This is a genomic window from Pseudomonas sp. NPDC090201 (assembly GCF_044746825.1).
Lineage (GTDB): Bacteria > Pseudomonadota > Gammaproteobacteria > Pseudomonadales > Pseudomonadaceae > Aquipseudomonas > Aquipseudomonas putida_AD.
This window is the reverse complement of record NZ_JBIVCX010000002.1, coordinates 549,234-566,150: the sequence shown is the minus strand read 5'-3', so window position 1 is coordinate 566,150 and position 16,917 is coordinate 549,234. Positions and strand designations below refer to the sequence as shown.

Sequence of the window (16,917 nt, the reverse complement as noted above, 5' to 3'; positions counted from 1 at the left end):
ACATTTCATACAAAAACCGGCCTGTACGCGATGACAGGCCGGTGATTTGCGTCTTACTTGGCGACCAGAATCGAGGTGCCGGTCATTTCTTTCGGAATGTCCAGGCCCATCAGGGTCAGCATGGTCGGTGCAACGTCAGCCAGAACACCGCCTTCGCGCACTTTGAGGTCACGCTTGCCGACGTAGACAAACGGCACCGGCTCAGTGGTGTGCGCGGTGTGCGCCTGGCCGGTGGTGTCGTCGGTCATCTGCTCGACGTTGCCGTGGTCGGCGGTGATCAGCGCTTCGCCGCCGACCTTCTCCAGGGCTTCGGTGATGCGGCCAACGCACACATCCAGGCATTCAACGGCCTTCACCGCTGCTTCCATGATCCCGCTGTGGCCAACCATGTCGCCGTTGGCGTAGTTGACGACGATCACGTCATAACGCTGGTTTTCGATGGCGTCGACGATCTTGTCGGTGACTTCCGGCGCGCTCATTTCTGGCTGCAGGTCGTAGGTCGCGACTTTCGGCGATGGGATCAGGATGCGCTCTTCGCCTTCGAACGGCTCTTCACGGCCACCGGAGAAGAAGAAGGTCACGTGGGCGTATTTTTCGGTTTCGGCGATGCGCAGTTGGGTCTTGCCGTTTTTCGCCAGGTACTCGCCCAGCACGTTCTCCAGGCTGCCAGCGGCGAAGGCGGACGGGGCAGGGATGTTGGCGGCGTACTGGGTCAGCATGACGTAGCCGGCCAGTTTTGGCTGGCGGGCGCGGGCGAAGTCCTTGAAATCGTCTTCGACGAACACGCGGGTCAGTTCACGGGCACGGTCGGCGCGGAAGTTCATGAACACTACGGCGTCGCCGTCTTCGACCTTCACCTGGTCGCCGATGCTGGTGGCCTTGACGAATTCGTCGTTCTCGCCACGCTCGTAGGCAGCGTCCAGCGCGGCCTTGGCGGTGGCGGCCTGGAATTCGGACTTGCCGTCAACGATCAGGTTGTAGGCGGACTCGACGCGATCCCAGCGGTTGTCGCGGTCCATGGCGAAGTAACGGCCAATGATGGTTGCAGTACGACCCTTGCCCAGACGCTTGTAGGCCGTTTCCATGGTTTCGAGGTACTGGTGCGCGCTGCGAGGCGGCGTGTCGCGGCCGTCGAGGAAGGCGTGCAGGTAGATCTTGTCGGCGCCACGCTTGACGGCCAGCTCGACCATGGCCACCAAGTGGTCTTCATGGCTGTGAACGCCACCATCGGACAGCAGGCCCATGATGTGCACGGCCTTGCCCGCACCCACGGCCTTGTCCACGGCAGCACAGATGGTCGGGTTCTCGAAGAACTCGCCGTCGCGGATCGCCTTGGTCACGCGGGTGAAGTCCTGATACACCACGCGGCCGGCACCCAGGTTCATGTGGCCGACTTCAGAGTTGCCCATCTGGCCGTCAGGCAAGCCGACGTCCATCCCGGAACCGGAGATCAGGCCGTTGGGCATGGTCTTGTACAGACGGTCGAACACCGGCATTTTCGCGGCGTAGACAGCGTTGCCTTCGTGGCTGTCGCTGTGACCGAAGCCGTCCAGGATGATCAGAACCAGAGGTTTAGGCGTGGTAGTCATGAATCCCACTCTTGGCTAAAAGGTGAAGGAGAAGAAAAGATCGACATTCTAGGGGCTGTTGCCGTCCCAGTGCGAGTGGCCGTGTTGAAAGGACAGCAGACCCGCCAGCGGGTTCAAATACCGCGACCGCCGTACGGGCTTTGGCCCACCTTGGGGGCTGTGTATACTGGCCGGCATTTTAACGCCCTGGAACCTAATGATGGTCGAGCACCTGATTGCATTTGCAACTAACCACTATCTGATCTCTGGCGCTTTCGTCATCCTGCTGGCACTGCTGATCGCCACCGAGCTGAGCAAGGGCGGCAAGAGCCTCTCCACTGGCGAGCTGACCGCGTTGGTCAACCGCGACGAAGCCGTAGTCATCGACGTGCGCGCCAAGAAGGAATACGCCACCGGCCACATCGTCGGTTCGCTGAACTTCCCGCAAGACAAGGTCATGACCCGTACCGCCGAGCTTGAGAAGTACAAGGCCAAGACGCTGATTATCGTCGATGCTGCCGGCCAGCACGCCGGTCATGTGGCGCGCGAGCTGCTCAAGGCCGGTTTCAAGGCTGCCAAGTTGTCGGGCGGCGTTTCGTCGTGGCGCGGCGACAACCTGCCGCTGGTGAAGTGACATGGCCAACGTCGTCGTCTACTCCAGCGATTATTGCCCTTACTGCTCGCGCGCCAAGTCGCTGCTGGCGAGCAAGAAAGTCGACTTCGAAGAGATCAAGGTCGACGGCAAGCCTCAGGTTCGTGCAGAAATGATCAAAAAGGCCGGACGCACGTCGGTGCCGCAGATCTGGATCGGTTCGGTCCATGTCGGCGGCTGCGACGACCTGTTCGCCCTGGAACGCGCTGGCAAGCTCGACGCCTTGTTGAGCGCCTGATTTCGAAACCTACAAGACCTTAAAAGAGAAGGATCTGAAATGACCGACGAAACCAACAACGGCGCCACTTCCAACGAAGAAGCTCCACAGTTTTCCCTGCAGCGCATCTACGTGCGTGACCTGTCCTTCGAAGCGCCGAAAAGCCCGGCGATCTTCCGTCAGGAGTGGACTCCAAGCGTCAGCCTGGACCTGAACACCCGTCAGAAGCAGCTCGAAGGTGATTTCTTCGAAGTGGTACTGACCCTGTCGGTTGAAGTGAAGAACGGCGAAGAAATCGCCTTCATCGCTGAAGTCCAGCAAGCCGGTATCTTCCTGATCAAGGGTCTGGACGCGGCTTCCATGAGCCACACCCTGGGCGCGTTCTGCCCGAACATCCTGTTCCCGTACGCTCGCGAGACTATCGACAGCCTGGTCGTCCGTGGTTCGTTCCCCGCGCTGATGCTGGCCCCGGTCAACTTCGACGCCCTGTACGCGCAAGAGCTGCAGCGCATGCAGGAAGCTGGCGAGACTCCGGCGCCGACTGTTCAGTAAGCGTTGCTTGATGTAATAAAAAAGCGCCTGTGATGGGCGCTTTTTTTGCCTTGGGATTCTTACTTTGATGCCCTTCGGGCCTGGTCGCGGGCAAGCGCGCTCCTACATTTGTTGCAACGTGCCATGGCCTGATAGACCGCGTTGGTAGTCTTGGTGCCAGACCGCAGACCGCTTGAAGGCTTGCAACACGGTCTCTCGGATGCGGCACGTTGCAAAAAATGTAGGAGCGCGCTTGCCCGCGATAGCGCCCGCAGGGCATCCATGTAGCGATCTCACGCCTGACTATTTAAAACCAAGCTGCCGCCAACCCTCATAAACCGCCACAGCCACCGTGTTGGACAGGTTCAAACTACGGCACCCTTCACGCATCGGCAGGCGCAGGCGTTGCTCGCTTGAGAGCGGATCGAGCACTTCAGGCGGCAGGCCGCGGCTTTCCGGGCCGAACAGGAAGGCGTCGCCTTCGGCGAAGGCCACATCGTGAAAAGGCTTTGAACCCTTTGTGGTAAAAGCGAACAGACGCGGGTGGCCGATGCTTTCCAGGCAGCTGGCAAGGTCGGCGTGGCGGTGCAGGGTGGCGTATTCGTGGTAATCCAGGCCCGCGCGGCGCAGGCGCTTGTCATCGAGTTCGAAGCCCAGTGGCTCGATCAAATGCAGGCTGCAGCCGCTGTTGGCGCAGAGCCTGATGATATTGCCGGTATTCGGCGGAATTTCTGGTTGAAAAAGGATCACGTGAAACATGCACGGCTCCGAACAAAAGGACGGGATGCATTCTACCCCCATCGATGACCCGAGACCGAAGCTGTGGCGGCGGTTTTTGGGGTCTATCGCGATATTCGGCGTCATGGTGGGGCTGATGGTCGGTCGGCTGACCACCCCGGACCCCATTGCGCTGCAGCAGATCGAAGCACTGCCCGATGGCGTCGCGGTGTGGTTCAACCGTGAGCCGCAGTTGCATGGCGAGATGATCGATGGCGCGGTTGCGCTGCTGTTCAACGCCCAGGGCCAGGCGCAGCAAGGCGCGCTCAAGCTCAACGGCAAGGATGTGCGCTGGCGTGTGCGTAAAAGTGATAAGGGATTGTTGCTGAACCTGCTGGCGGCCCGTCCGTTGCGCGGTGAGTGGCACGGCGCAACCCAGGACGGGCGCTGGAGACTCCAGGTGAGTCTCCGGGAGGAATAAAAGAGGGGATTCCCCGGCCTGCCTGTACCAAGGTCCCCAAAACTGGTGATGCTTAACCTATTGCAGCGTGCGTGCCAGTTTTGAGAAATCGTGACGAGGAATGTCGAAAATTATTCGCGAGGCCTTGAAACAGGGGCATTTGGGCCAGGTTTTCCGGGACTGGCCGCTTTCTGGTGTTCGAACCGGGGTTCGGATCTGGCTATTTGTTGATCGGTTTTGCACGCTATTCGCGCATTTCTGGGGCTTTGGGGGCCAAAGTGATGCACGGCGTCGCATGTACCCCGTAGCAGCACGGCTTGCCGGCGGGAGCGGTGGATCAGGCGACTTCTTCGTCACAGACACACCGCTCCCGCCGGCAAGCCGTGCTGCTACGGTGGTGTGGTGCCTCTAGAACGGCACATCCCCCAGAATCGTTGCGCGGTGCATCACCCGCCGCTGCGGCCGGTAGTCGTCCACGGCGTAATGCTGGGTGACGCGGTTGTCCCACATCGCCACGTCGTTTTCCTGCCAGCGCCAGCGGATGGTGAACTCCGGCCGTGTGGCGTGGGCGAACAGCAATTTCAGAATCGCCTCGCTTTCTGCCGGTTCCAGCTCGTTGATCCGGGTGGTGAAACCGTCGTTGACGAACAGCGCCTTGCGCCCGCTCACCGGGTGGGTGCGAATCACCGGGTGCGACAGCGGCGGGTTCTTGCGTCGGGTTTCCTCCCAGCGCGCCAGGTCCTCGGCGGTGCTGCCAAAGCGCTCCAGCGGGAAGGAGCGGGTGAAGTCATGAGTCGCGGTCAAGCCGTCGAGCAGGTTTTGCAGGGGGCTCGACAGCGCCTCGAACGCGGCGATGCCGCTGGCCCACAAGGTGTCGCCGCCGAACGCAGGCAACTGCTTGGCACTCAACACCGCGCCCATCGCCGGGGTCGGCAGGAAGGTCACGTCGGTGTGCCAGATGGCGTTGTCGCGCACGTCAGTCAGGGCGGTGTCGAGCACCATCACTTCCGGCTGCTCGGCCACGTTGGGGTAGATCGGGTGAACGTGCAGGTCGCCGAAGTTGGCGGCAAAGCGCGCCTGCTGGCGGGGCGTGACCGGCTGATCGCGAAAGAACAGCACCTGATAGGTCAGCAGTGCCTGCTCGATGGCGTTTCGCTGTTCGGCGGTCAAGTCCCGGCTGAGGTCCACGCCGCTGATTTGCGCGCCCAATGCAGCGCTGATCGGGGTGATATGAAGGCTCATGATGATCTCTTGGTTCGGCGCCGATGTGCCGGCGTGGTCAGTGTTGTACGGGGCGTCAGGTCAGTGGTTCTGCCCGTGCCAGGGCACCAGCTTGCGTTGCAGGGCGCGCAGGCCCATCTCCAGGGCAAAGGCGATCAGTGCGATGACCAGGATCCCCAGCACCACCACATCGGTGACCAGGAACTGCGCCGCTGACTGCACCATGAAGCCCAGGCCGCTGGTGGCGGCGATCAGCTCGGCGGCCACCAGTGTCGACCAGCCCACGCCCAGGCCAATGCGCACGCCGGTCAGGATGTCGGGCAGGGCGCTGGGCAGGATCACGTGGCGAATCAATTGCCAGCGAGTGGCGCCCAACGATTGCGCGGCGCGAAGCTTGGCGCTGTCGACCGTGCGCACGCCTGTCGCGGTGGCGATGGCAATCGGCGCGAAGATCGCCAGATAAATCAGCAGCACCTTGGAGAATTCGCCGATACCGCACCAGATCACGATCAGCGGCAGGTAGGCCAGTGGCGGAATCGGGCGATAAAACTCGATCAGCGGATCGAAGATGCCGCGGGCGATGCGGTTGTGGCCGATGGCGATGCCCACCGGAATTGCCGTCAGCACCGCAGCGCCCAAGGCCAGGCCAATGCGTTGCAGGCTGGCGCCCAGATGCTGCCACAGGGTGGAATCCATGTAGCCTTTGGTCATCAACAGCCAGGCCTTTTCCAGCACGGCCGAGGGCGGCGGCAGAAACAGCGGCTCGACCCATTCGAAAGCGGTCACCAGCCACCAACTGCCCAGCAGGACAAGCAGCGTCAACACGCTGATGGCGCGAGTACTCAGGTTCAGGCGCTTTGACGCAACCTTGGCCGAGGTGGGCGTGGCGAGGGTTTCGCCCGCCTGGGTGGACTGAAACTGGCTCATGCGCGTTGCTCCACGGTGGCCTGGCGTTGTGAAAACACCCGAGCCAGCACGTGCTCGCGGGTTTCGATGAATTTCGGATCGGACTTGATCGCCCGCGCCGACTCACCTGCGCCATAGCGCTGGCCGAAATTCAGTTTCAGGTGCTCGACGATCTGGCCCGGATTGGGCGCCAGCAGGATGAGGTCGGTGGCGAGGAAAACCGCTTCCTCGATATCGTGAGTAATCAGGAACACAGGCTTGGCGCTGCGTTGCCAGACTTGCAGCAGCAACTCCTGCATCTGTTCCCGGGTGAAGGCGTCCAGCGCGCCAAAAGGCTCGTCCATCAGCAGCACCCGGGGATCGGCGGCCAGTGCACGGGCCAGGCCGACGCGCTGCTTTTGCCCGCCTGACAGTTGCCAGACGCGGCGCTTCTCGAAGCCCGCCAGGTCAACCAGTGCCAGCATTTCCCGCGCCTTGGCTTCGCGCTGTGCTCGCGGCACGCCTGCCAGCTCAAGGCCGAAGGCCACGTTGGCCAGCACGTCTTGCCAGGGCAGCAGGGCGTCGTCCTGAAACACCACGCCGCGCTCGGCACTCGGGCCTTTGACCGGAACGCCATCCAGAGTGATGCGCCCGGCACTGGGCTCGACGAAACCTGCGATCAGATTCAACAGCGAAGTCTTGCCGCTGCCCGAAGGACCCAGCGCGACCAGCAACTGCTGCGGGCCCAGGCTCAACGAAATATCCGACAGCACGGGGCTGGCCGCGCCGGGATACTGTGCGCTGATGCGCGCAAGGTTCAACAAGGCCATGGCAATGACTCCGGTTGGTTGATAGGCGGATTTCGGGTGTTCCCCGAATAGGTGTTCGGCTCGATTCCTGTAGGAGCGCGCTTGCCCGCGACGGCGATCTCAAGGACGCCCCCGCCGGCAAGCCGTGCTGCTACGGAATTCGGGTGTTCCCCGAATAAATGTTCGCCGCAATTCCCGTAGCAGCCGGGCTTGCCCGCGGGAACGATCTTGAGGACGCCCCCTGCTACTGGGTAACGAACCTGGCGCTGACGTACGGGGTGTAGTCCGCCAGTACCGCATCGACCTTGCCCTGCTCCTTGAGGAAGGCGGCGGTCTTGCCGATGGCTTCGGTGGTCGGCGCGCCCAGTTCCTTCACTTGATCGCCGGCCAGCGGGTAGACGTTGCCCTGCAGCAGGCCCGGGATGTCGGCGGCCTTGGCGCCGGAGAGGGTCACCAGCTTGTCGACGTTCTTGCCGTTGGCGAGCCAGGCGGCGGGATCCTTGCGGTAGTCGGCGTAGGCGTCGAGGGTGGTCTTGGCGAAGGCTTTGACCAAGTCAGGATGCTTGTCGGCGAAGTCCTTGCGCACGATCCAGGCATCGAAGGTCGGTGCGCCGAGTTTGGCCAGTTCGCCGGACGTAATCAGCACCTTGCCGGTTTCCTTGGCCACGCCCAGTGCCGGGTCCCAGACGTAGGTGGCGTCGATGTCGCCGCGCTGCCAGGCCGCTGCGATGGCAGGCGGCGCAAGGTTGAGGATGGTTACCTTGGACGGGTCGATGTTCCAGTGTTTCAACGCCGCCAGCAGGCTGTAGTGGCCGGTGGACACGAAAGGCACGGCGATCTTCTTGCCGATCAGATCCTGCGGGCTGTTGATCCCTGAGCCATTGCGCGCCACCAGCGCTTCGGCGGCGCCAATCTGGGTGGCGATCAGGAACGTCTCGACCGGCAGCTTGCGGGTGGCTGCGGCCGTCAGCGGGCTGGAGCCCAGGTAGCCGATCTGCACGTCGCCCGAAGCGATGGCGGTGATGACATCCGCGCCGTTGTCGAATTTGCGCCAGGCGATCTTCGAGCCGGTGGCTTTTTCATAAGCGCCGTCTGCCTGCGCGACTTTCGCCGGATCCACGGTGGTCTGGTAGGCGACGGTGAAGTCGGCCGCCTGGGCAATCAAGGCAGAGCCTGCCAGCGACAGGGCTGCGAGCAGACGAAGGGGGTTGGGCAGTTTCATGGTGGGGCTCCGAATCAAGGCAGACCGTGGCTGATGATGCGGAGCGTAAATGATCTAAGAAATGCAAAATAAATAACTTTTTTGCATGAGCTTAGAGATGAAAGGATGGTCGCGCAGGGCGCCTATGCGGGGCGGTGCAGAAAATTACGACAGTAAGATGACCATTCATTGATCTGTCACATTTTCTAAATAAGATCTGCGCGCTTGCCCGAGGCGGGAGGGATCACGCCCACGCCATCCTGGATTTGAGTGGCGAATCAGCGTAGCCGGTTTTTGCCAGTTAACTGATGAGTTAATTCCACTTTCATCCAAAAAAGAGACGGACAGCAGGGTGACAACTGTAACAATCGGGTCTACCCATTTCTCAATTTCTTATTTTTCAGATAGTTACGTATTCGCTTCTCATCCTGTTTCACAGCGAGACAGTGACTGAGCAGTCTGGTTCCGGTCGTACGATGTGCCGAAACCAATCGATCTGACGAACGGTTTAGAAATATTTTTTGGGAATTAGGTAAAGACGCCGATACACTCCGCAACGGACGGCTGAAACGGCTTGTGACATATAACTGTTTAGCATAAAAACAGACTCACAAAGTCTTTTTAGGTTTAAAGGATTTCCCTTACCTTGCAGCCAGCTGTTAGAGCGGTCTAGTCAATTAGTCTGAGGTCCATTGACTCACCGAGTCGGGTCCAGCGCTAATCGCGCATCCGCGGTCTTGAGCCAGTTGGCCATGACCAACGAACTACAAAAATTAGATTCAAGAGGAGCGAAACACAATGAAGAAGTCCACCCTGGCCTTGGCCGTATCTTTTGGTGTGATGGCCACTCAGGCTGGAGCAGCTGGTTTCCTGGAAGACAGCAAGGCAACCCTCAGTTCCCGTACCATGTATTTCGAAAACGACCTGCGTGAAGGCGTTCGTGCACAAGATCAGCGCGAAACCGCCGAAGGTCTGCTGTTCAACTTCATCTCCGGCTACACCCCGGGCACCGTCGGCTTCGGTCTGGACGTACAAGGCATGTACGGTATCCACCTGGGCGGCGGCATTGACCACCACACCAACACCACCGCGAACACCTTCTTCCCGACTGACACCGACGGTTCGTCCGTTGACAGCTGGTCGCGTCTGGGTGGCAACGTGAAAGCCAAGATCTCCAAGACCGAGCTGAAACTGGGTAACGCCCTGCAGCCGAACCTGCCGATCCTGGTTGCGAACGACGGTCGTCTGCTGCCACAAACCTTCGAAGGCGGCACCATCACTTCCAAGGAACTGGATGGCTGGACCTTCAACGCCGGTAAGCTGACCCACGCTGCTGGCCGTGCTTCGAGCAACTATGGCGGCCTGGCCGTTGCAGGCGGCACCGAAGACTCCAACAGCTTCACCTACGCCGGTGCTGACTGGAAAGTCACCAAAGACCTGACCCTGCAGGCTTACCACTCGCAGCTGGAAGACTACTACAAGCAGACTTTCCTGGGTCTGGTACACGTCTTCCCGATCGCTGACGACCAGTCGTTCAAGACTGACCTGCGCTACTTCGACAGCCGTTCCGACGGCAAGAACGGCGACGCTGGCTACCGCTTCAACAACAACGGTGGTTATGCCAAGAACGCTGGCGAAGTCGACAACAAAACCTGGTCGGCGATGTTCACTTACCAGTTGGGCGGCCATGCTCTGATGGTTGGTCACCAGGACGTGGGTGACGACGGCGGCTTCGTCTGGATGAACAACGGCAACATCACCAAAGACGGCACCGCAGCAACTCACGGTGAAGGCCTGGGTGGTTCGAGCTTCTACCTGTTCACCGACTCCATGATCGGTCAGTTCGCCCGTGCTGGTGAAACCACCAACTTCGGTCAGTACTCCTACGACTTCGCTCGTGTGGGTGTCCCTGGCCTGAAGGCTGCGATTGCCTACCTCAAAGGTACCAACATCAAGGCAACCAGCGGTGCCAACGTGGGTGACAGCTCCGAGTGGGAACGCGACATGCGTATCGACTACGTGTTCCAGGACGGTCCTCTGAAAGGCTTCGGCGCTACCCTGCGTCGTGCCAACTACCGTTCGAACTTCGACAACCACGGTACTGCTGCTCAGAACACCCGCATCTCCGATGCTGACCAGACTCGTCTGATCTTCAACTACACCTACGCTTTCAAATAAGCGTTGGTCAGTTGAAAGAAACCCCGCTTCGGCGGGGTTTTTTTATGCCCGAAAGATTTGACGCCATGGTTTTTCGGTCTTTTATTTTCAAAGGCCGCACAGGCACAGTAACCCGATAACTCACAGCCAAAGGAGCACGCTTGTATGGGACTGAAACTCGGCGACATCGCCCCGGACTTCGAACAGGATTCCAGCGAAGGGCGGATCAAATTCCACGAGTGGCTGGGCGGCAATTGGGCGGTGCTGTTTTCGCACCCCGCCGATTTCACGCCGGTCTGCACCACCGAGCTGGGCTTTACCGCCAAACTCAAGGATGAATTCGAAAAGCGCAATGTGAAGGCCATTGCCCTGTCAGTTGACCCGGTCGACTCCCACATCAAGTGGATCGACGACATCAACACCACCCAGAACACCATCGTCAATTTCCCGATCCTGGCCGACGCCGACCGCAAGGTCTCCGAGCTGTACGACCTGATCCACCCCAACGCCAGCGAAACCCTGACCGTGCGCTCGTTGTTCGTGATCGACCCGAACAAGAAAGTGCGCCTGACCATCACCTACCCGGCCAGCACCGGCCGCAACTTCCACGAGATTCTGCGGGTGATCGATTCGCTGCAGTTGACCGACAACTACAAGGTCGCCACGCCTGCGAACTGGAAGGACGGTGAAGACGTCGTGATCGTGCCTTCGATCAAGGACGAGGCCGAGATCAAGGAACGCTTCCCCAAGGGCTACAAGGCCGTTACGCCGTACCTGCGCCTGACCCCGCAGCCCAACCGCTGATCCATCCGTTTCAACCACGACATTCGGGCCGATTTATCGGCCCTTTTTTTGTCCGTAATTTCCAGGCCACCTCGCTCCGTAGCAGCACGGCTTGCCGGCGGGGGCGGCGTGTCAGGCGGATTATTCGTCACTGACACGCCGCCCCCGCCGGCAAGCCGTGCTGCTACGGTGACTTCGTATATTCAATCCAGTACTAACCAAATGAATAAATATGATTTTAAAGAATAAAAAGCCCCTGTTAAGGTCTCTCCGTCCCGGCCAGTGCGCCGGCAATGAATCCCCATGACGCCTTACTCGTCCGCCATCGGCCAAGCAGGTGCAACCATAAATTGCTACAGCAAAGGAGCGTGCCATGAGCACAGTTATTTTGCGTCGAGGCCTGGTCGCTCTGTTTGCTGCGGCGGTGTCCTTCGGTGTTCTCACTCAAGCCCAGGCCGATACCCTGCGCATCGGTTACCAGAAGTACGGCACGCTGGTGCTGCTCAAGGCCAAGGGGTCGCTTGAGAAGAAGCTCGCAGACCAGGGCGTGCAAGTGCAATGGACCGAATTTCCCGGCGGCCCGCAGCTGCTTGAAGGCCTGAACGTGGGCTCCATCGATTTCGGCGTGACCGGCGAAACCCCGCCCGTGTTTGCCCAGGCCGCTGGCGCCGATCTGCTCTATGTGGCTTCCGAGCCGCCAGCGCCGACCAGCGAAGCGATTCTGGTGCCCAAGGATTCGCCCATTACCTCGGTCAAGGACCTCAAGGGCAAGAAAGTCGCCCTCAACAAAGGCTCCAACGTCCACTACCTGCTGGTGCGTGCGCTGGAAGAGGCCGGCCTCAAATACAGCGACATCCAGACCGTATTCCTGCCGCCCGCCGATGCCCGCGCCGCCTTCGAGCGTGGCAGCGTCGATGCCTGGGTGATCTGGGACCCGTACCAGGCCGCCGCCGAACAACAGCTGCAGGCCAAGACCCTGCGTGACGGCAAAGGTATCGTCGACAACAACCAGTTCTACCTGGCGACCAAACCCTACGCGCAACAGCATCCGAAAGTGATCCAGACGCTGATCGAAGAAGTGCGCGCCGTGGGCGAGTGGTCCAAGGCCAACCCGGATGAAGTCACCAGACAGGTTGCGCCGCTGCTGGGCCTGCCGGAAGACATCACCAGGACCTCGGTCAAGCGCCAGGGCTACGGGGCGCTGTTCATCACCCCTGAAACCATCGCCGCGCAACAGAAGATCGCCGACACCTTCTACCAACTGAAGTTGATCCCCAAACCGCTCAGCATCGCCGATGTGATCTGGACGCCACCCGCTGCTGTCGCGAAAGCGCAGTAAGCCCTGGCATTAAGAGGAGACAACTCCATGAGCGTGGAAAAAATCACTCACCGACTGGCGCCCTGGCTGCTCCCCGTCCTGTTGCTGGCCATCTGGCAACTGGCGGTGAGCGCCGGCTGGCTGTCAACGCGCATCCTGCCGGCGCCCAGCGCGGTGATTGAAGCTGGCGTGACCCTGGTGCGCAGCGGCGAGATCTGGACCCACCTGGCGATCAGCGGCTGGCGTGCAGCGATCGGCTTTGCCATCGGTGGCAGCATCGGCCTGACCCTGGGGTTCATCACCGGCCTGTCCAGATGGGGCGAGCGCCTGCTGGACAGCTCGGTGCAGATGATCCGCAACGTGCCGCACCTGGCGCTGATTCCGCTGGTGATCCTGTGGTTCGGCATCGACGAGAGCGCGAAGATTTTCCTGGTGGCCCTCGGCACCCTGTTCCCGATCTACCTGAACACTTACCACGGCATTCGCAACATTGATCCGGCCCTGGTGGAAATGTCCCGCAGCTACGGGCTGTCCGGTTTCTCGCTGTTCCGGCACGTGATCCTGCCGGGGGCGATGCCTTCGATTCTGGTCGGCGTACGCTTTGCCCTGGGCTTCATGTGGCTGACGCTGATCGTCGCCGAAACCATCTCCGCAAGCTCGGGTATCGGTTATCTGGCGATGAACGCCCGCGAATTTCTGCAGACCGACGTGGTGGTACTGGCCATCGTTCTGTACGCCGTCCTCGGCAAACTGGCAGACCTCGCGGCGCGTGGTCTGGAGCGGGTCTGCCTGCGTTGGCACCCGGCGTATCAAGTGGCTAAGGGTGGTGCACGATGAGCAATCTTCAACAACCGGCAAACCTGCTGCGCGGCATTCCGCTGCAGGTCCGCAAGCTGAAGAAGACCTTCGGCTCGCGGGAAGTCCTCAAGGACATCGACCTGCACATTCCGGCCGGCCAGTTCGTGGCCGTGGTGGGCCGCAGCGGATGCGGCAAAAGTACCCTGTTGCGCTTGCTCGCAGGGCTGGACAAGCCTTCGGCGGGGCAACTGCTGGCTGGCACGGCGTCGCTGGCCGATGCGCGGGAAGACACCCGCCTGATGTTTCAGGAAGCACGCCTGCTGCCGTGGAAAAAGATCATCGACAACGTAGGCCTGGGCCTCAGTGGCGACTGGCGCGGCAAGGCCCTGGAGGCGCTGGACGCCGTGGGCCTGGCCGAGCGCGCCGAGGAGTGGCCCGCTGCGCTGTCCGGTGGGCAGAAGCAGCGTGTGGCGCTGGCCCGGGCGTTGATCCACCAGCCGCGCCTGTTGCTGCTGGACGAGCCCCTCGGGGCGCTGGACGCCCTGACCCGTATCGAGATGCAGCAACTGATCGAACGCCTGTGGCAGAAGCATGGCTTCACCGTGCTGCTGGTGACCCACGATGTCAGCGAAGCGGTGGCCATCGCCGACCGCGTGCTGCTGATCGAGGAGGGCCGCATTGGCCTGGACTTGCAGGTCGATCTGGCGCGCCCCAGGGCTCGCGGCTCCCATCGCCTGGCCACGCTGGAAACCGAAGTATTGAACCGCGTGCTGGCGCTTCCCGGCAGCCCGCCCGAACCCGAACCGACTTCACCCCTGCCCACGCAACTGCGCTGGGCCAATTGAATCCCGGCGCAATACTGCGCCCGGAACCGATCTCACAAAGGAAGCCATACCATGACAATCAAAGCCATCAACGTACGTAACCAGTTCAAAGGCACCATCAAGGAAATCGTCACCGGCGACGTACTGTCCGAAATCGACGTGCAGACTGCATCGGGCATCGTCACTTCCGTCATCACCACGCGTTCCGTGAAGGAGCTTGAACTGGTGGTGGGCAGCGAAGTGATCGCCTTCGTGAAATCCACCGAGGTGTCGATCGCCAAGTTGTGATCGGTGCGTTGTGAACAACCCCGAAGGGTGCGAGCCCTTCGGGGTTTTTTCGTCTGGACCCTACAGGTGCTGGGTTTTTTTTGGCAAGAACGGCGGCAGATACAGCCCCAGATACGCATCGAACACCCGCTGGCCTTCCTCGGCCATGCGCGGGGTGATGGTGTTGTGCAGTTGCACCGAGCGGGCGTAGACGCGGTCTGCCAGTTCCAGCGCAAGGGCGAAGATCTCGACGTCGTCGGGCAGCGCCGGCAATTGGAAATGCCTGGCGAACAGCTCATGCATCAGGTTGCCCAGTTCTACGTCGTGCTGGCGGTCGGCCTGGGTGACTTCGGTCAGGCCGTGTTGGGCGAGGATCAACTGGCGGGCGGCGGCGTCGATGCTGTAGATGTGCAGCATGCGCGTCTCGACCAGGCGCGAAAGGTCATGCCAGGTGCCGAGCCGGTCGTGATCGATCGGCTGCTGAAGGCTCTCCCGAAAGGCTGCGTGAACGTCTGCGGTCAGGGCCTCCAGCAGCGCCGGGACGCTGGCGAAGAAGTGATAGACCGATGACGGCGGTATCTCCGCGCGTTCGGCCACGCTGTAGATCGACAGGCTCGCCACGCCATCGGACGCCAGCAGGGTGCGTGCAGCATCGAGGATCGAATCGATCCGCGCCTGACTGCGTGCACGGGGTTTGCGGGGTGTGGCGGGGCGGGTCATTGCTTGCTCTCTTGATCGGGGCCGCAGGCATTGTACGCGAGGTCGCCCGGCAGCATGCAGCCCCTGTAGGAGCGCGCTTGCCCGCGATGGCGGTGGATCAGGCGACATTGATGTGACAGGCCCACCGCCATCGCGGGCAAGCGCGCTCCTACACCGACAAGCTCGGCGTCTAAAATAAAAAACGCCCCCAACCGCTGGGATTGGGGGCGTTCTTTTTATTTCACACAACCGTCACACGGTATGCAGGTACCAGTTGTACTCAAGGTCGGAGATGGAATGTTCGAACTCTTCCAGCTCACTTTCCTTGCACGCGACGAAGATATCGATGTACTTCGGATCGATGTATTTCGCCATGACCTCGCTGTCGTCCAGCTCGCGCAGGGCATCGCGCAGGTTGTTCGGCAGGCTCTGCTCATGCTGCTCGTACGAGTTGCCTTCTACCGGCGCGGTCGGCTCGACCTTGTTGGTCAGGCCGTGGTGGATACCGGCCAGAACCGACGCCATCAGCAGGTACGGGTTGGCATCGGCGCCCGCGACGCGGTGTTCGATACGCACGGCATCGGCGGTACCGGTAGGCACGCGAACCGCGACCGTACGGTTGTCCAGCCCCCAGGTCGGCGAGTTGGGCACGTAGAACTGGGCACCGAACCGGCGATACGAGTTGACGTTCGGGCAAAGGAACGCCATCTGCGCCGGCAGGGTCTCGAGCACACCGCCGATCGCATGACGTAATGCGGCGTTCTGCTCGGGATCCTCGCTGGTGAAGATGTTTTTGCCATCGCGATCCAGGATCGAGATGTGAACGTGCAGTCCGTTGCCCGCCTGGCCTGGGTAAGGCTTGGCCATGAAGGTGGTATCCATTTCATGGTCGTAGGCGATGTTCTTGATCAGTCGCTTGAGCAGTACCGCGTAGTCGCAGGCTTTCAGCGCGTCGGCGGTGTGGTGCAGGTTCACTTCGAACTGCGCCGGGGCACTTTCCTTGACGATGGCGTCGGCAGGAATGCCTTGCTCCTTGGCACCTTCCAGAATGTCCTGGAGGCAGTCGACGTATTCGTCCAGGTCGTCGATCAGGTAGACCTGTGTCGAGTGCGGACGTTTGCCGGAGATCGGCGAGCGTGGCGGCTGTGGACGACCGTTCACGTTCTCCTGGTCGATCAGGTAGAACTCGAGCTCGAACGCCGCGCAGATGGTCAGGCCCAGTTCGTCGAACTTGGTCACCACCTGGCGCAGCACTTCACGTGGATCGGCGAAGAACGGCTCGCCTTCCAGCTCGTGCATGGTCATCAAAAGTTGTGCGGTAGGACGCTTCTGCCAAGGCTCGTTGCAGAGAGTGTCGGGGATTGGATAACAGATTCGGTCAGCGTCACCGATGTCCAGGCCAAGACCGGTGCTTTCCACCGTCGAGCCGTTGATATCCAGTGCGAAAAGAGAAGCTGGGAGGTTGATGCCTTTTTCGTAAACCTTATGAAGGCTGGTGCGTTCAATGCGCTTGCCGCGCACCACGCCATTCATATCTGCAATCAGAAGGTCAACGTATAGAACCTCAGGATGTTCCTTAAGGAACGCGTTCGCTTCGTTGAGCTGAACGGCACGCGGGGGTACCGACATGATGCAACACCTTTGTTGTTGAAAATATCAATCATCGAGCATTACGGGGTTCAGTCAATCCGAAAGCCCGATTGAAGTCAAGAGAGCCCTGTTTTGCCCTAAAACGGCGCCTCAAGGCCATTTTTGCCGCACTTTAGGGCAGAAAAAGGACGCTGGAGGTCTTGGGAACTGCGATCTTGAG

General features: G+C 60.7%; 18 protein-coding genes. 10 read left to right on the top strand and 8 right to left on the bottom strand.

Translation table 11 applies throughout. From position 1 onward, the window contains the following. Positions 1–53 precede the first annotated feature (53 nt). Complete coding sequence (gene gpmI / locus ACIPOO_RS08680) at positions 54–1,589, bottom strand: 2,3-bisphosphoglycerate-independent phosphoglycerate mutase (protein ID WP_400605899.1); 1,536 nt, start codon at positions 1,587–1,589, stop codon at positions 54–56. A 199-nt stretch (positions 1,590–1,788) separates the two neighbouring features. Here gpmI and ACIPOO_RS08675 point away from each other — a divergent pair, with 199 nt between their 5' ends. Genes ACIPOO_RS08675 through secB form a run of 3 tightly spaced genes read left to right on the top strand, consistent with a single transcriptional unit; the run spans position 1,789 to position 2,989 of the window. Beyond that, positions 1,789–2,202: a rhodanese-like domain-containing protein gene (locus tag ACIPOO_RS08675; protein WP_274133175.1), complete on the top strand. Its 414-nt coding sequence runs from the start codon at positions 1,789–1,791 to the stop codon at positions 2,200–2,202. A 1-nt stretch (position 2,203) separates the two neighbouring features. After that, entirely contained in the window at positions 2,204–2,458 is a 255-nt protein-coding gene (gene grxC / locus ACIPOO_RS08670) for a glutaredoxin 3 (RefSeq protein ID WP_274133174.1), read from the top strand. Between the two features lie 39 nt (positions 2,459–2,497). Beyond that, on the top strand, positions 2,498–2,989 hold the full coding sequence (secB, locus tag ACIPOO_RS08665) for a protein-export chaperone SecB (RefSeq protein WP_274133173.1): 492 nt from the start codon (positions 2,498–2,500) through the stop codon (positions 2,987–2,989). 282 nt (positions 2,990–3,271) lie between these two features. Here the strand turns inward: secB and trmL are convergent, their stop codons facing one another. After that, complete coding sequence (trmL, locus tag ACIPOO_RS08660; protein ID WP_274133172.1) at positions 3,272–3,727, bottom strand: tRNA (uridine(34)/cytosine(34)/5-carboxymethylaminomethyluridine(34)-2'-O)-methyltransferase TrmL; 456 nt, start codon at positions 3,725–3,727, stop codon at positions 3,272–3,274. Between trmL and ACIPOO_RS08655 the strand changes: the two genes are divergently transcribed. Continuing rightward, positions 3,726–4,166: a hypothetical protein gene (locus ACIPOO_RS08655; RefSeq protein ID WP_274133171.1), complete on the top strand. Its 441-nt coding sequence runs from the start codon at positions 3,726–3,728 to the stop codon at positions 4,164–4,166. The genes trmL and ACIPOO_RS08655 overlap by 2 nt on opposite strands. A 387-nt stretch (positions 4,167–4,553) precedes the next feature. Here ACIPOO_RS08655 and tauD read toward each other — a convergent pair whose 3' ends face one another. The 4 genes from tauD to tauA all read right to left on the bottom strand — a co-directional run bounded on the left by tauD (position 4,554) and on the right by tauA (position 8,282). Next, positions 4,554–5,387 (bottom strand): taurine dioxygenase, encoded by an 834-nt coding sequence (tauD, locus tag ACIPOO_RS08650; RefSeq protein ID WP_274133170.1) that lies wholly within the window; start codon positions 5,385–5,387, stop codon positions 4,554–4,556. A gap of 60 nt (positions 5,388–5,447) precedes the next feature. Then, complete coding sequence (tauC, locus tag ACIPOO_RS08645; RefSeq protein ID WP_274133169.1) at positions 5,448–6,293, bottom strand: taurine ABC transporter permease TauC; 846 nt, start codon at positions 6,291–6,293, stop codon at positions 5,448–5,450. Next, a complete protein-coding gene (gene tauB, locus ACIPOO_RS08640) occupies positions 6,290–7,081 on the bottom strand; it encodes a taurine ABC transporter ATP-binding subunit (protein ID WP_400605895.1) in 792 nt (263 codons plus the stop codon). Before tauB ends, tauC begins: the two co-directional genes overlap by 4 nt. Before the next feature lie 223 nt (positions 7,082–7,304). Further along, complete coding sequence (gene tauA, locus ACIPOO_RS08635; RefSeq protein WP_274133167.1) at positions 7,305–8,282, bottom strand: taurine ABC transporter substrate-binding protein; 978 nt, start codon at positions 8,280–8,282, stop codon at positions 7,305–7,307. Between the two features lie 777 nt (positions 8,283–9,059). Here tauA and ACIPOO_RS08630 point away from each other — a divergent pair. From ACIPOO_RS08630 to ACIPOO_RS08605, 6 genes are all read left to right on the top strand, one after another. Then, entirely contained in the window at positions 9,060–10,439 is a 1,380-nt protein-coding gene (locus ACIPOO_RS08630; protein WP_274133166.1) for an OprD family porin, read from the top strand. A 144-nt stretch (positions 10,440–10,583) separates the two neighbouring features. Continuing rightward, entirely contained in the window at positions 10,584–11,222 is a 639-nt protein-coding gene (locus tag ACIPOO_RS08625) for a peroxiredoxin (protein WP_400605891.1), read from the top strand. A gap of 352 nt (positions 11,223–11,574) precedes the next feature. Beyond that, a complete protein-coding gene (locus ACIPOO_RS08620; protein ID WP_400605889.1) occupies positions 11,575–12,540 on the top strand; it encodes a sulfonate ABC transporter substrate-binding protein in 966 nt (321 codons plus the stop codon). A 27-nt stretch (positions 12,541–12,567) separates the two neighbouring features. After that, a complete protein-coding gene (ssuC, locus tag ACIPOO_RS08615) occupies positions 12,568–13,356 on the top strand; it encodes an aliphatic sulfonate ABC transporter permease SsuC (RefSeq protein ID WP_400605887.1) in 789 nt (262 codons plus the stop codon). Beyond that, on the top strand, positions 13,353–14,162 hold the full coding sequence (gene ssuB / locus ACIPOO_RS08610; protein WP_274133158.1) for an aliphatic sulfonates ABC transporter ATP-binding protein: 810 nt from the start codon (positions 13,353–13,355) through the stop codon (positions 14,160–14,162). The genes ssuC and ssuB overlap by 4 nt, the downstream gene beginning before the upstream one ends. Before the next feature lie 51 nt (positions 14,163–14,213). Continuing rightward, positions 14,214–14,429, top strand: coding sequence for a molybdopterin-binding protein (locus ACIPOO_RS08605; protein ID WP_062379390.1), 216 nt, complete (start codon positions 14,214–14,216; stop codon positions 14,427–14,429). Positions 14,430–14,489: 60 nt separating this feature from the next. On the opposite strand, the gene ACIPOO_RS08600 is transcribed toward ACIPOO_RS08605, so the two are convergent. Next, positions 14,490–15,128: a TetR/AcrR family transcriptional regulator gene (locus tag ACIPOO_RS08600; RefSeq protein WP_400605885.1), complete on the bottom strand. Its 639-nt coding sequence runs from the start codon at positions 15,126–15,128 to the stop codon at positions 14,490–14,492. A gap of 231 nt (positions 15,129–15,359) precedes the next feature. After that, positions 15,360–16,736, bottom strand: coding sequence for a glutamine synthetase family protein (locus tag ACIPOO_RS08595; RefSeq protein WP_400605883.1), 1,377 nt, complete (start codon positions 16,734–16,736; stop codon positions 15,360–15,362). Positions 16,737–16,917 lie beyond the last annotated feature (181 nt).

What these genes read in the sequence shown, in the direction of transcription:
- gpmI (WP_400605899.1), bottom strand. Translation starts at nt 1,589, where the DNA reads ATGACTACCACGCCTAAACCTCTGGTTCTGATCATCCTGGACGGCTTC.
- ACIPOO_RS08675 (WP_274133175.1), top strand. Translation starts at nt 1,789, where the DNA reads ATGGTCGAGCACCTGATTGCATTTGCAACTAACCACTATCTGATCTCT.
- grxC (WP_274133174.1), top strand. Translation starts at nt 2,204, where the DNA reads ATGGCCAACGTCGTCGTCTACTCCAGCGATTATTGCCCTTACTGCTCG.
- secB (WP_274133173.1), top strand. Translation starts at nt 2,498, where the DNA reads ATGACCGACGAAACCAACAACGGCGCCACTTCCAACGAAGAAGCTCCA.
- ACIPOO_RS08655 (WP_274133171.1), top strand. Translation starts at nt 3,726, where the DNA reads ATGCACGGCTCCGAACAAAAGGACGGGATGCATTCTACCCCCATCGAT.
- trmL (WP_274133172.1), bottom strand. Translation starts at nt 3,727, where the DNA reads ATGTTTCACGTGATCCTTTTTCAACCAGAAATTCCGCCGAATACCGGC.
- tauD (WP_274133170.1), bottom strand. Translation starts at nt 5,387, where the DNA reads ATGAGCCTTCATATCACCCCGATCAGCGCTGCATTGGGCGCGCAAATC.
- tauC (WP_274133169.1), bottom strand. Translation starts at nt 6,293, where the DNA reads ATGAGCCAGTTTCAGTCCACCCAGGCGGGCGAAACCCTCGCCACGCCC.
- tauB (WP_400605895.1), bottom strand. Translation starts at nt 7,081, where the DNA reads ATGGCCTTGTTGAACCTTGCGCGCATCAGCGCACAGTATCCCGGCGCG.
- tauA (WP_274133167.1), bottom strand. Translation starts at nt 8,282, where the DNA reads ATGAAACTGCCCAACCCCCTTCGTCTGCTCGCAGCCCTGTCGCTGGCA.
- ACIPOO_RS08630 (WP_274133166.1), top strand. Translation starts at nt 9,060, where the DNA reads ATGAAGAAGTCCACCCTGGCCTTGGCCGTATCTTTTGGTGTGATGGCC.
- ACIPOO_RS08625 (WP_400605891.1), top strand. Translation starts at nt 10,584, where the DNA reads ATGGGACTGAAACTCGGCGACATCGCCCCGGACTTCGAACAGGATTCC.
- ACIPOO_RS08620 (WP_400605889.1), top strand. Translation starts at nt 11,575, where the DNA reads ATGAGCACAGTTATTTTGCGTCGAGGCCTGGTCGCTCTGTTTGCTGCG.
- ssuC (WP_400605887.1), top strand. Translation starts at nt 12,568, where the DNA reads ATGAGCGTGGAAAAAATCACTCACCGACTGGCGCCCTGGCTGCTCCCC.
- ssuB (WP_274133158.1), top strand. Translation starts at nt 13,353, where the DNA reads ATGAGCAATCTTCAACAACCGGCAAACCTGCTGCGCGGCATTCCGCTG.
- ACIPOO_RS08605 (WP_062379390.1), top strand. Translation starts at nt 14,214, where the DNA reads ATGACAATCAAAGCCATCAACGTACGTAACCAGTTCAAAGGCACCATC.
- ACIPOO_RS08600 (WP_400605885.1), bottom strand. Translation starts at nt 15,128, where the DNA reads ATGACCCGCCCCGCCACACCCCGCAAACCCCGTGCACGCAGTCAGGCG.
- ACIPOO_RS08595 (WP_400605883.1), bottom strand. Translation starts at nt 16,736, where the DNA reads ATGTCGGTACCCCCGCGTGCCGTTCAGCTCAACGAAGCGAACGCGTTC.